7 protein-coding genes are annotated in these 14,296 nt (G+C 58.7%); 3 read left to right on the plus strand and 4 right to left on the minus strand.

Going from position 1 to position 14,296, the window contains the following annotated elements:
- Positions 1-797: 797 nt before the first annotated feature.
- Together Enr13x_RS03080 and Enr13x_RS03085 are read left to right on the plus strand one after the other, a co-directional pair.
- A complete protein-coding gene (locus tag Enr13x_RS03080) occupies positions 798-3,737 on the plus strand; it encodes a PVC-type heme-binding CxxCH protein (protein ID WP_145384639.1) in 2,940 nt (979 codons plus the stop codon).
- A gap of 498 nt (positions 3,738-4,235) precedes the next feature.
- Positions 4,236-4,940, plus strand: coding sequence for a hypothetical protein (locus tag Enr13x_RS03085; protein WP_145384640.1), 705 nt, complete (start codon positions 4,236-4,238; stop codon positions 4,938-4,940).
- 258 nt (positions 4,941-5,198) lie between these two features.
- On the opposite strand, the gene Enr13x_RS03090 is transcribed toward Enr13x_RS03085, so the two are convergent.
- The 4 genes from Enr13x_RS03090 to Enr13x_RS03105 form a co-directional block, all read right to left on the minus strand.
- Positions 5,199-6,548, minus strand: a complete 1,350-nt coding sequence (locus Enr13x_RS03090; RefSeq protein WP_145384641.1) for a DUF1552 domain-containing protein — start codon at positions 6,546-6,548, stop codon at positions 5,199-5,201.
- Positions 6,549-6,552: 4 nt separating this feature from the next.
- Entirely contained in the window at positions 6,553-9,117 is a 2,565-nt protein-coding gene (locus Enr13x_RS03095) for a DUF1592 domain-containing protein (protein WP_145384642.1), read from the minus strand.
- Between the two features lie 183 nt (positions 9,118-9,300).
- Positions 9,301-11,706, minus strand: a complete 2,406-nt coding sequence (locus Enr13x_RS03100) for an SUMF1/EgtB/PvdO family nonheme iron enzyme (RefSeq protein ID WP_197455743.1) — start codon at positions 11,704-11,706, stop codon at positions 9,301-9,303.
- A gap of 384 nt (positions 11,707-12,090) precedes the next feature.
- Positions 12,091-13,068 (minus strand): DUF4886 domain-containing protein, encoded by a 978-nt coding sequence (locus Enr13x_RS03105; protein ID WP_145384644.1) that lies wholly within the window; start codon positions 13,066-13,068, stop codon positions 12,091-12,093.
- A 423-nt stretch (positions 13,069-13,491) separates the two neighbouring features.
- On the opposite strand from Enr13x_RS03105, the gene Enr13x_RS03110 reads away from it, so the two are divergent.
- Positions 13,492-14,217 carry a LamG domain-containing protein gene (locus Enr13x_RS03110; protein WP_231744063.1) on the plus strand — a complete coding sequence of 242 codons (726 nt, stop codon included), beginning with the start codon at positions 13,492-13,494 and terminating at the stop codon, positions 14,215-14,217.
- The last annotated feature ends 79 nt before the right edge of the window (positions 14,218-14,296 follow it).

Genomic DNA, 14,296 nt, shown 5'->3' on the forward strand with positions numbered 1-14,296 from the left:
ATCTAACGAGCGATCGATGTACCTTCTAATGACGAGGTCGTGCAATTTTAAGTTGTTGATATCACAAAGTTTTCATCACTCTTCCCTGGGCATTGGTGTCTACACAAGTCGGCTTTTGCCCAACGGGCATGCATATCCCTAGCATTTGTTGATGGCCGTTGGCCAATTCCTCTCGTTCTCTGCATCCCGGATGGGATGGCAGCGAGTAGCCGGCGGTCGAGCGGAGCGAAAACCGCCGGAAACGTCTTCCGGTGGTGCGCTAACGCGACCACCGGCTAATGGCTTCAACCCCTCTCGGGGTTCAACCTGATCCGCTGGCGGATTTGCTCTTCAGAAATTGGGGCATCCGCAGGGCGATGTTCAAGGCTAGGGATGTCAACGGCCGTTGGCCGAAACCATCCACTCCCATGGCATTCGGACCACGTCCGTCGTTGTTAAAGTTAAGCGGCGATTCACCGTTCAACCTCCCCTCGCTCCTCTCGACCCTCCTGCCAGGAGGGTGAATTCGAAAACTGCACGACCCTTGACTCCGGGGGTGTCCCGACGGCATAGCCCACCCGACTCGCCGTAGCAGGATATCATTCTGCCACCATCATCATTCTGCCACCATCATCGTTTTGCCCCCATCATCTTGCCCCATCACCCGAAGCCTACCCTTGGTCGTCAGCACACATTCGAAAACAACTTCGTCTCCAACCCGGACAAGCCATCCCCAACATGGCCTCCGCTTCCTCCGTGGCGTAAGCTTCCAGCTTGCGTTTGGACTTTGGATTCGCAAGCTGGAAGCTTACGCCACTTTGGCGCTGCTCTTGTCCTGCGTCCAGGCCGGTGCTCAGGAATTCACGCCTCGCAACACGCAAGCGGCCGGCCAGCATCCGCTTGCTCCCGCCGAAGCGATTTCGCGACTGCGTGTGCCGGATGGTTTTCAAATCACTTTGGCGGCTGCCGAGCCCGAGGTCCGCCAACCGATCGCGATCACGTTCGATGATCGCGGTCGACTCTGGGTCGCCGAAAGTTATTCGTACGACGGCAGCACGTTCACCGACCAGCCCCACGACCGGATTCTGATTTTTGAAGACACCAACGGCGATGGCGTGCTGGACTGGCGCAAGGTGTTCTGCGAGGGGCTGACCCATTTGACCGGACTGGAACTCGGGTTCGGTGGCGTTTGGATCACCGCGCCGCCGCACTTGGCGTTCTTGCCCGACGCAGACCACGACGACGTTCCCGATGGCGAAGCGGTCGTGCACCTCGACGGATGGTCACTCAAGGCGGAACACAACAGCGTCAACGGGCTGACATGGGGGCCCGACGGTTGGCTGTACGGCCGCCACGGGATCAAACAACCGTCGCGCGTCGGTCGGCCGGGCGATGCGATCGAAGAGCGCGTCGAATTGAGTTGTTCGATCTGGCGTTACCATCCGACCGACCACCGATTCGAAGTCGTGGCCGACGGAACGATCAACCCGTGGGGGCTGGATTTTAATGACCACGGTCAAGGTTTTTTGACGACCAGTGTGGTGGAACACCTTTGGCACCTTGTTCCCGGAGCCCACTACCAACGCTGGAAGGACCGCGGCGTGCATCCCAACCCCCACGTTTATGAAACGATGACGGCGACCAGCGATCACCTTCATTGGTCGTCGGCGAAAGCGGTCGATCAGCACAACGCATCGACGTTGGACTTCGGCGGCGGCCATTCACACTGCGACGCGATGATCTATCTCGGCGACCGATGGCCGCAATCGTATCGTGGATCCTTGTTGACCAGCAACATTCACGGCAGGCGAATCAATCGCGACCGACTTGTCCGCGACGACGGACCGTTTCGCGGCGTGCATGCCGATGATTTTTTGGTCGCCCGGGATCCGTGGTTTCGAGCCGTCTCGATGGAGTACGGCCCCGACGGAGACGTCTACGTGACAGACTGGTCGGACAACGGAGAATGCCATGACCGGGACGGCGTCCACCGTACCAGCGGACGGATCTACAAAATCACTTGGGGAAAACCAATTCGTGTCGACGTCGACTTGGGCCAAGCCACCGACAAGCAACTCGTCGCGTTCCAGCTGCATGCCAATGACTGGTTCGTCCGTCATGCGCGTCGGATTCTGCAAGAGCGAGACGCCGACGGAGATGATTTGTCCGAAGCGCATGCCGCACTGCGCGACATCTTTCACCGCCATCCCGACGACACTCGCAAGCTTCGCGCCTTGTGGGCCTTGCACTCCAGCGGCGGTATCGATGATCACTGGCTTTCTGAACTGCTTTCGCATGACAATGAACACGTGCGTTGTTGGGCGGTCAGGCTATTGGTGGACGATGCGACGCTTTCACGTGCAACGTATTTAGCTCGTTTTGCCGAGATGGCGGAAACCGAAACGTCCTGGCTCGTCCGCATGGCATTGGCGTCTGCGCTTCAACGCATCGATATAAAACAACGCTGGGCGATCGCCGTTGAGCTGGCAACAAAAGACGACGGCGCGACGGAACCGAACTTGGAACGCATGATTTGGTATGCGATCGAACCCGTCATCGTCGCGAACTCCGATCGTGCCCTCGACGCCGTGGAGTCGTTTCCGCAGAAAATTCGCCGCTGGATGGCGCGACGAATCGGTAGCGACTCGACTCGGTCCGCCAGCTTGCTTTTGGATCACCTGGCGCACACCACGCGAGCGGACGTCATCGCCGATCTTCTTGAAGGGTTCAATGACAGCGTCTCGGTAAAATCGCGGGATGAGTATTCGGAAAGCGTCGGAAACGTGATTGAAACGTTGATCGAACATGACGATCGTCGAGTCCGTGTGGCAGCTGTACGTGCGGCGGCGGTCACGGGAGGCGAGTCCGGACTGCGACGTGTTCGGCAACAACTGCATGCAGCCGAGACAGATCGTACGACACGGCAAGCCGCCCTCGATGGCTTGGCCCGGCGCAATCCAGCCGGATTTGCCCGCGACTTGGAACGATTGATTGTGTCGTCGCGTTTGACCACTGCGGCATTGCGTGCGGCGACGAAGACCGATGACCGAAAACTGGCGGAGACGGTGCTCAGTCGCTTCGGCGAACTGGAACCGAACGAACGGGTTGCCGCGCTGGATTATCTGGTCGCTCGTCGCCGCAGCGCAGCGCGGTTGCTGAGCGCGATCGAAAGCAAGACGATCGCAGCGGCCGAACTTTCGGCCGGGCAATCGCGACAGATTGATGCGTTGGGCGACAAGGCGTTGCAAGGGCGACTTCACCAAGTCTGGGGAACGCTGCGGCGTTCGCCGGCCGAACGCGTGCATCAAATCAAAGACCTGGAAAAGCGTTTGGATCCGTCGCGGATTGCAACGGCCAGTCTTTCGCGCGGCCGGGAGCTATTCCAGAAGACCTGTGCGTCGTGCCACAAGCTGTTCGGCGACGGCAAATCGGTCGGACCCGAATTGACCGGCGCGAACCGACGCGACCTGCACTATCTGGTTTCCAACATCATCGACCCCAGCGCCGCCGTCCCGGCCGATTTCCGTCTGTCCAACCTGTTGACCACCGACGGACGCGTGATGGTTGGTTCGGTGGTGCGTCAAACGGATTCATCCACCACGATTCAAACCGCAACCGAGACCGTTGAACTCCCGACGGACACGATCGAAACGATCCAATTGACCTCCAAGTCCCTGATGCCCGATGGTCTGCTCGACAGCCTGAGCCAGCAACAAATCCAAGACCTGTTCGCGTGGCTAATGAGCAACGGGCATTAACCGTGGCATAAGCTTCTAAAGTGGCGTAAGCTTCCAGCTTGCGCTCCGGGAAGCTTTCAGCTTCCCCCGCTACACGCCGCAAGCTGAAGCTTGCGGGGGTGGCAAGCTGGAAGCTTACCCCACTGCATGCTTCCAAGTGGCGTAAGCTTCTAGCTTGCGCTCCGGGAAGCTTTCAGCTTCCCCCGCTACACGCCGCAAGCTGAAGCTTGCGGGGGTGGCAAGCTGGAAGCTTACCCCACTGCACACTCGCAAAGTGGCGTAAGCTTCCAGCTTGCGCTCCGGGAAGCTTTCAGCTTCCCCCCTACACATCGCAAGCTGAAGCTTGCGGGGGTGGCAAGCTGGAAGCTTACCCCACTGCACACGGCAAGCTGAACATAATCTCAGCTTGCACGAAACCGCAAGTGTTTGACAATCGTTTGCCTCAAGCAGCGGCAAGCAAAATGCTTCCCCAACGATTCAGCATCGGATGCTGAAAAGATTCCTGTTGGAGGGTTCAGCATGCCAGAGGTGGTTTTTCGTCGGCGTCGTCTTCCCCATCAGGACGTCGAAGGGCATCCGGTCTTCATCACGGCATGTCTTGAAGGGAGTCTCTCTGCCAGCGGGTTTTCACGTATCGACGCGTATCGGCATGAACTCGAAAACCGTCCCAAACCCCGTGAGATGAGTCTTGCAGACTGGGAGCACCTGAAACAGCGATTACTTTTCGGTTTTGTCGACAACTTACTCGACGGCCACTCCCCTGTTGAGTCTCTCGCCGACGATGCACAAGCAAAGATCGTCCGGGACGCTTTCATGAACTTTGCCGACGAGCGGTACGCGTTGCTTGCGTTCGTGGTGATGCCCAGCCACCATCATTGGCTGTTTCTACCAAACACTCAGTGGTCAGCCTTGGCGGTGAAACGCGAACGGGAGCATTCCGGAAGGTTCCGAACGCCACGCGAAATCATCTCGCATAGCATTCAAAGTTACACCGCGACGATGTGCAACCGTATCCGCGGATCGAAGGGGGTGTATTGGCAGCATGAAACCTTTGACCACTGGGCACGAGATGAATCCGAAACGTTGCGGATCATCCGTTACATCGAAAGGAATCCGGTGAAAGCCGGCTTAGCCCGATCCCCCGAATCGTACGCGTGGTCGTCGGCGAGCATCCGAACGCAACTTCGGCTGCAACCCGGACAAGCCATCCCGAAACGAACCTAAGCTTCCCGCTCGCAAAGTGGCGTAAGCTTCTAGCTTGCGTTCCGGGAAAGCTGAAAGCTTTCCCCCGCTACACGTCGCAAGCTAAAGCTTGCGGGGTGGCAAGCTGGAAGCTTACCCACTGCACGCTCGCAAAGTGGCGTAAGCTTCTAGCTTGCGTTCCGGGAAAGCTGAAAGCTTTCCCCCACTGCACGTCGCAAGCTGAAGCTTGCGGGGTGGCAAGCTGGAAGCTTACCCCACTGCGCACGGCAAGCAAGATGCTTACCCCACTTTGATCAGCTGTTCGATGACTCCGCTGGAGTCTTGGAAGGGCTCGCCGGGGTCGACGCCGGCCCGATCCAGCATGGTGTGCCAGACGCGTGACAGCGGCGTCTTCTCGGGCAATCGAAGGTGTCCCTGGTGCGCCACGCCGGCCGCTTTGCCGCCGAACAGGCAGGTCGGCAAGCGGTCTTTGGAATGACCGATCCCCATCCCGCTGGAGAAACCCAACAGCGTGTGATCGAGCAAACTCGAGCCGTCGGGTTGCTCAAAGGACTTCAGCCGACGGATGAAATAATCCCAGTGCGACAGATAGATCCGGTCCACCTTGGCCAGTTCGGCCAGGTTTTTGGGATCGTTGCCATGGTGCGTCAATTCGTGGAACCCTTTCGACACACCGAACTCGGGAAACGTCCCGCCCGAGCTTTCTTGGCGGACCACATAGCTGATCACGCGTGAGGAATCGGTCTCGTAGGCCAACGCGATCAAGTCGTACATCATTCGCGCGTATTTTTCGTAAACGAACTGGCCGGCGGGCATGTTGACGGTAAAGCTTTCCGAAAAATCACTCATGCCGCGGGTGTCGACCTCCGGCTTGGGTTTCACGTTCCAATCGATGTCACGTTCCAGTTGTTTTTCCACTTCGCGAACACTGCTGAAGTATTCGTCCAACTTGACGCGATCACGTTTGCCGACGGTACGCTCCATCCGTTTCGCATCTTCCATGACGAGGTCCAAGATGCTTCGCCGTTGACGGAATCCTTTTTTCCGCAGTTCGGTTTCTTCGGGGCCGTCGACTTGAAACAGACGATTGAACAAGACGTGTGGGTCATTTTCGGACGCCAGTGGAACACCATCACGGTTCCAGGAGAGCGTGCGGAGGTTCCCGCCGAAACCGGTGCCGCGTTGGACACACAGTTGCAGCGAGGGGAACCGCGTCGCGCGTCCGAGTTGCTCGGCCGCGATTTGATCCATCGAGACGGAGTTGTTGATCGAGCTTCCGTCTTTAGCTTTCACGCCGGTTGAAAACGTGTAATCACCCTGGTGGCCGCCGCCGTGTTCCAAATACGTTCCCGAGATGAAGGTGAAGTCGCCTTTGTGTTCGGCCAGCACCTTCAACGTCGGCGACAACGTGTAGTCGCGCCCCTCATCCTTGGGCTCCAACTGACGCATGTTCATGCCCGTGCCGAAATAGAACAGCCCGATCCGCTTGGGTAATGCGGATGCGATGTTTTCCCCACCGGCGGCGGTTGATTTGGGCAGCATTGCTTCCAGCAGCGGCAATGCCATCGCGCCACCGGTACCTCGCAGTAGCGTTCGTCGACCGAGTTGGGGGGCGTTGATTTTGCTCATGGTTCTACTTCTTTAAAAAGGCATCCGAAAGCACAATTCCTTCGACCAGACTGTGCAGGCTGTGTCCGTTGGATTTCATTCGATCGACCAGTCCGTCGATTGTAGCGTGATCGCTCGGTTCGATGATGCGGCCAAGTGCGTAAGTCAACATCTTCTCGGCAAAGCCCCGCAGGAACCGATCGCTTTGGGCACGCAGGGCCGCCCGGTAGTCGTTGATCGTTGTAAACCGAGTTCCATCGGGTAGCGTACCACTGGCATCAATCACCGCGTGGTCGGGCCACCAGGGACGTTCGCCGTCTTGCTTGGTCCGCCACTTGCCGGTGACGCTAAAGTTTTCCAGCCCCAGACCGTAGGGGTCGATCGAGCGATGGCAATGGGCACAGGCGGCGATCGTGCGATGTTGGTCCAAACGCTGCCGCACCGTCAGCAATTCGCCTTTGACGTTCGGCTCAACTTCGCCGACGTTGGGCGGCGGCGGCTTGGGCGGATCGTTGAACAGGACATCCAAAATGTATTTGCCACGTTCGACGGGTTTTGTCCGATTGCCATCGCTGCCCCATTTGTGCAATGCCGCCATGGTGGAAAGCCCGCCGCGAACCGACGGTTGCGGAAACTCAACACGAACCAACGCGTCGCCCGTCACGCCGGGAATCCCGTAGTAGCGGGCGAGTGTCTCGTTGGCCATCGTCCAGTCGCTGTCCAAGAAATCCAGCAAGCTGCCGCCGCTGCGCATGATCTCGCGAAAGAACTCGATCGGTTCGGCGTTGATCGCTTCGTTCAAACCGGCGTTCTCGGCGCGATAGAATTCGCGATACAGGTTTTGGTCGATCGCAAATCGATCAAACTCATCCGCCTTCAACCATTGACGTGCAAACCCCTCGACCAACGCGTCGGCTTTTTCGTGTTTCAACATCCGCCGGACCTGTCGTCGTAGCACGTCCGTGTTGGTCAAGGTCTGCGACGCCGCGGCCTGACGCAGTGCGTCGTCTGGAATGGTGCTCCACAAGAACCGGCTCAAACGAAAGGCGAGTTCGTCGTCGTTGAGTTCGTCGCCATCGGCTTGGCCATCGTTGATCGCCGGAGCATCGCTCCTGATCGATGTCTCGGCTTCGCGGATCAATAAGAACGAAGGGCTGCACAGCATCGCGACAATCCCGGACTGGATCGCATCGGGAAAGGATTCGCCGTATTGCAGTTCGCTACGAACCACACCAACGATTCGGTCAACCTCCGCCGCGCTGACGTTGCGCCGAAACGCCCGTGGCAGCAGCCGGGCAAAGATCTCGCGGGCGTAGGATTCCCCGAATTCCGATTCGTCCAAACCGCGATGAAAGATCCGTTCGGTGCTTTTCGGCGGCCACTGGTCGTACAGCGGCCCTTCAAGCTCGATCCAGTCGAACAGGATCCGGGGCAAATGGTCGGTCGTTCGCGTGTCCGGCTCGATCCGCCCTTGATTGGGAAAACCCTGGGCGCCCAGCTGTGCCTGCAATCGCCCCGCCAGGCTTGCGTTCCCCGCTTCGGTCGCAGCCAACGCCGATCGCCGTATGTCCGAGAAGTGATAATTGACCCGTCCAAACTTCGGCGCGTCGACGAAGTCGATGCCGATCTCATTGCCGCCGGGGACATCGAAGGCGCGTTCGATTTCGATCACTTCGGGGCGGTCCAGCGTTCCGGGCACCTTGCCGAAATACAGGTCACCGTCACCACTGCGTTTGATGCGTATGTAAAGCGCCTCGCGATCGCGCGGGTCAGCCCCCAAGCGGACCCGCAAACGGTACCTGCCGCGAATCGGAATCAATTGATCGTTCCAGGGATGCCGCAAGGCTTCGTCGCTGCGCATCCCCTGATTCATCGTGATGATGCCATTCTCGGTGGTGATCGTATCGCGTGCACGCTTGATGTACTCGATGCCCCCGGTACTGTCCTCATACTGCATCCGATTGCGACGTGTCGGAACCGGCGGCGGACCGGTGATCACCGCCTTGTTTGCGACCATCGCCGCGACTTCGAAATATTTATCCATCAACGAAGGATCCAACAACAATGCTTTGCTGACCGTGTCGAACCCGTTCATCGTTCCGTCGGGCGGCAGCAACTCTTGCGGACCTTCGCCGGGCAGAAACTCGACCGCCAGCAGATCGCCGACAATGTTGGCGTACTCTCGGCGATTGAGTCGTCGCATCAGCTCACGACCGCCGGTGCCTTTTGAAAGCGTCGACGCGTGATTCAATTCGCTTCCGATCCAGTCGACGACCTGGGCGACCAACGCGTCGGGCGGTTGACGTTCGTCTTGCGGAGGCATTTCCCCCAGGTTCAGGTTGTCCATCACTTCGATCCATTTCGACGCCGTCTGCGAATCGGTAAAGTTCGGGGCCAGCGTGTCCAGTCGCAGTTCGCCTTCCTGGGTGTCGGGGCCGTGACAGTCGATGCAGAATTGCTGGATCAGCTTCGTGACCGAATCGTCGTCCAGCGCCACGTCCTGAGGTTCGGCGGCGTGCGCGATACCGCAGGCGAGCAGGACAAGGCTGCAAAGCAGGATGGCAAATCGGTGGGGCGGAGGTTGGTGCATGAAGGGGTGCGGTTGGGGGTCGTGGGAGAGGCTTGGCAACGAGCGGGATATAAGTGTCGGATCTCTTGAAGTGGGATAGGCTTCCAGGCTCGTCAGTTCAGCATCGACAGGCTGGAAGCCTATCCCACATATTTTTCGCGCGTTGCTTACGCCACGGATCGCAAGCTGGAAGCTTACGCCACGTTAGTTCCAGGTGACGGTGTAGGGGATGACGTTGGTTTTGGGTAACAGCTCGTTGAGTTCGTTGATCTTGGTTTCGGTGATTCCGGTGTCGTTGCGGGGCAACCACAATTCTTTCAGCCAGGTGGCGCCCCGGATCTTCATCATGCCGTCGTTGGTCAGTGCCGCCGGAGGTCGTATGCCACGATGGGCAAGCCGCAATTTTTCAACGCTTTTCGCAGCCGCCAAGTACTCAAACGCGACGTCCTCCAGCCCCGGTGTCTGCAGGGAAAGATCTCGCAAGTCGGGCAACTGCGTCAACGGTCCCAATCCCGACCCGGTGACTTGATTCGACGTGATCGTCAAACGTGTCAATCGATTGATGCGACCGAGCGACTTCAGCCCTCGATCGGTCAACCCGTTTGACATCAGATCCAGATCCCGAATGGAAAACGCGTTGGACAGCTCGGCGGCGCCGGCATCGGTCAGCACGTCAGTCGGTCCGGATGCATCGTTGCCCATACGCACCGATTCCAGACGCGGAATCATCCCCAGGGCTTTGGCAGCGACATCACCCGCCGAACTGCCCATCAAGTTGATGTCTCGCAGTTGCTGCAGTTTCGACAGCGGAAACATTTCGGCGTCGGCGATGCCGCTGCAACGTTGCAGACTCAATCGCCGCAGCTCGTCCAGTGCTGCGATCCGCTTCATCGAGGCGCCACTGAGCTGTGATTGGCCATCGAGTGTGAGCGAGCGAAGGCCTGGAAACGATGATAGGTTCGCCGCGCCCTCGTCGTCCATCGTGCCAGCGTTTCCATACGGTGCGGTACTGGCCAGCGTGCTCAGCGGACAGCCTTGCAAGTGTTTCAAATACGCCCCGGTCGCTTCATTCTCCCAAGCCAGCAAGGTTTCCAGATCTTGGTTGCGGCCCAACCGGCCGAGCCCCTCGTCGGTCAACCCTCCGGCGGTGCCAAAGCATTGAAACTCCCTGAGCGACGTGAATTCGGCAAGCGCCGCCAGATGCCCATCGTTCAACGGCGCATCGCGTGGAAAACGCAGCACCTGCAGCTCGTTCATCCGCGTCAACACGGACAGGTCGAGAGCTGCGATCCCGAGTCCGCTGTTGAATTCCAATACCTGTAACTGGTTCAACTTCGCAATCGCATCGAGTCCCTGCTGAGAGAGTTTGGCATCGCGCCCCCGCCATCCGAGACGAAGTCGCTGCAGATCCGGCAACTTCGCCAAGCCTTGGAACACGGATTCATCGACGTTTGCTCCCTCAAGCCGAACTTCGATATCCAAACCGCGTGACGCATAACGTTTTCCGCCGGCCGCTTCGATCGCAGCGATCGCTGCTTGTTCCGCTTCGTATGCTTCCCGGGCTGCCGTCGACTGATCCGGATCAGCAGCTTGGACGATGCGGAATCCGACGTAACAGGACGCGTCGTCGGCATCCCAAGGCACTCGCGCCGAGGATCGACAGGCCAAATCACCGTTGTACCAACAACCACCGCGGATGACGTGAAAGTCATTGGTGGTGGTTTGCGGTCGATCTCGATTGACGGGGTCCACGGCGACGCCACCGGGCTGGTCGTATCGCGGCCGTTCATAGTCTTTGTAGACCGTGTCGAGCCAAAGGTCTTCACACCATTCCCAGACGTTGCCGTGCATGTCGGCGATGCCCCACGGGTTGCGCGTGTAGCTGCCCACGGGTGCCGTAAAGAGATAGCCGTCGCCGGAATCATTGTCCCAGTCGAGCAACCATTGTCGCTCCGCGGCATGCTTGCGATGGTTTTCCAGCTCGACATGACCCAGGTTGGCGTGCCGGTGCGAGACCCCTTGAGCCGTATCTCCGAACGAGAACCACGACGTTGTGCCGGCGCGACAGGCGAATTCCCATTCCGCTTCGGTCGGCAATCGATAGCGGACGCCATCGCGTTGACTCAACCACTGACAATACGCCTTGGCATCGGTCAAACTGACCCCGACGACGGGATGGTCATCGGTCTGCTCAAACCCCGGATTCTTCCAACTGAATTTCGTGTCTCGCACAAAATCATGGGACTGATACAGCGGCTTGTCCTCCGGCGTCGGTTGCCAACCAACCATTTCGGTTAAACCGCGTTCGGCCGTGGTCTGATAGCCGGTGGCCTCGACGAATCGTCGGAATTGCCCGACGGTGACTTCCGTCTCGGCGATCTGGTAGGGCTTGGTCAGCCACGTCACGTGCGCGGGGCCTTCGGCGTTCCCGTAGCTTTGCCCCGTCGTGGAGAGTGGAAACGCTTGCTGCAACGCGCGTTCGCCGCCGTCCATGCCCTGCACGAAACGCCCTCCGTCGATGAACCGAAACGTCATGCCCTCCGCACCGACGGGTTCTTGCCCGACACCCCACGGCGACGCAAACCAACAGCAACAAACGAGAATCGGCAAACCCCGCATCGATCAATCTCAAACTGGGAACATGAAACAAAACATCTTAAGTCACCCTCCCTGGCAGCCTACGTAATTCCTGCGTTTTACGAGGCGTTGGCGGCAGGGCGCAAGCCCAATGCCATCTACTTTAGCTCTAATGGGTTAGCGGAACGGCGCGAGCGGGCTGTCGTTTTAGTCGGGATCTGCTGAGTCAATGGTGAGCCGCTGGCCGTAAGGCCTCGGGCAGCGTCGTAGTGCCCGGCCGCTTACGCGTCGCGGCGCACAAAATCGACAGCCCGCGAGCCGTCCGGTTGCGCTTCAAAAACACCGTAAAAGACCGGAGGGCTCGCGCCCTACCGCTAACAACTGCCTTACAGCACTCCCTGACAGCGAGCGGCGACGTCATCGCACCTTCTCCGCAGTCCGACTCGCGACCGCTTGGTGAGCCGCACGGCGAAGGAAATCGGCATCCTGTTCCGTCACACCCTTGGGCCGATAGGTTGTTGCGGTCGCGTCGTTTCCGGTCAGCACCTCGTACCAAACTAAACCGGCCAAGAAACACCCTTTCGTGTTCCCATGCTTGAAATCGAGTCGGAGCTGCTTGTTCGGGCCGCTCGTCCGCCAATGCCAGCCGGTGACCAGTGAGTTCGTCTGTTTCGGCAAGCTCGGATACACCGGGTTGTCATAATTGTAATCAGGATCGTGGACCAACACCTCGCGGCCCGTGGTGTCTCGAGCCATTTGAAACGCGGTCCCGACGGGCATGATTCGGCTGTCGAACTGATCTGCGACGCTGTCATAGGCCGCTGCCAAACGCTCGTACATTTGCTGCTGCGTCAAACCATCGGATTTCAGCAACGGCGAATCGGGGCGGTACGCCCAGGTCTGGTGGATCAAGATCTCTGCCTTGGGCGCGTGCTCGTTGACGACCGCCACCAATTGTTCGATGTAGGGATGGTACGTCTCGGGCTTGTAGCTGAGCGCGCTCATCTGCTGCAGCGTCACGAAATCCCACGCATCGGCTGCCAGATAGGCTTGCAAGCTGTACCGTTTTCCGTCTGCACCTCTGTAAGGCTTCTCGTCCGGATCCGTTGCGGATTTGGCGGCCAGATCCGCATGCTTTTGTAAAGTGCAGCCGCCGATGTTTGCCGTCCCGATCACGATGCGACACGAGCCGTCTGATTCGGCGATCTGTTCGAGATACCGGCAGGCATTTTGAGCAAAACTGTTCCCGATCGTCAGCACACGAACGGTCCGGACCTCCGCATCCTGAGCGCCCACGCGGGCGGCAACACCGAGCACACTGACCGCGAGGCAGCAGACAACGCCCCAACACATTTTTTGATGTTTCACCATCCGTTCCAGACTCCGACTATCCATTGAAATTTCTCGACGATCATGTTTTAGCGGCAGGCCGCGAGCCCGATGCCACTTACTTTGATCCGAGCGGGGTGTTTTTGTTAGCGGTAGGGCGCGAGCCCTCCGGTATGTTGACAAAGCGAAAGAACCGGAGGGCTTGCGCCCTACCGCTAAAACCTCGGGGAACTCAGGGGGAGAATACTTCAAAGCGTTACCCGATGGGGTTCAAGGTGGGCGAAGGTTTGGAGGTGGGAGCGATTGCCGCGGCAAACGAAACGCGGGGGCTGGGCGAGGGGCGACCATCATACCGTGCCGAGCGCGTCCCGCCAAATTTTTCCCACAAACAGCTGTCGGCTGGTCAGACTAGGACCGACGACGCGTTCGGCTTACGATGTTGGACGCTTTGCTAAACCCACTCGACGCGAAAACAACAGGGACTTCGTGATGAAAACACAGACGATTGCCGCTTGCACGCTCCTTCTTTCAGCATGCTCGGTCGCACCGGCGCTCCACGCCGGCGACCGGGGGACCCTGATTTTTGCGGATGACTTTCAACGCAACGAGTCTCAGGAATTGAAAGACGAAGTCGGCAACGGCTGGGGGACCAACAGCGAGCGACGCGCCGGCGGCAACAAGCAAGTCGATCTCCGCAACGGGGCGATGTACATCTATCTGCACAAGGATGCCGACCACGGTGTCTCCGTCACCCATCCGGCCGAGTTTCGAAACGGATCGGTCGAAGTGAAGTTCATGCTGGAGCACGAAAAAGACACGCTCGGACTGAACTTTGCCGACTTGCAGTGCAAAGAGGTCTGGGCGGGGCATCTGTTCAAAGTCGTCGTCGGTGTCAAACAAACGGAACTGGCCGACCTGAAAACCGGCGTGATGGACCTGAAAACGCGCGAGGCTCGCAAGGCCAACACGCTCACGCCCGCTCGCCAAGCCGAGTTGAAGACGAAATCGAAGAAGTTTCCCCACAAGCTCGAAACAGGAACCTGGTACACCGCCGTGGCGACTGTCAACGGCGACACCTTGAGCGTGTCGATCGATGGCAAGCAAGTCGGTTCGTTCTCCTCGCCAGGCATCGCCCACCCCACCAAGCGATTACTCCGGCTGGCCGTGCATCGAAACGTGGTCGTCGACGATCTGAAAATCTACGCGCGCGATTGACGTGAAACATGAATCTTGACTCGCGATCGGCTCGGCCCGTATCTACAGACTTGGCAAACTTCGCAATCCCCTTGGATTC

Source organism: Stieleria neptunia (assembly GCF_007754155.1).
Classification (GTDB): domain Bacteria; phylum Planctomycetota; class Planctomycetia; order Pirellulales; family Pirellulaceae; genus Stieleria; species Stieleria neptunia.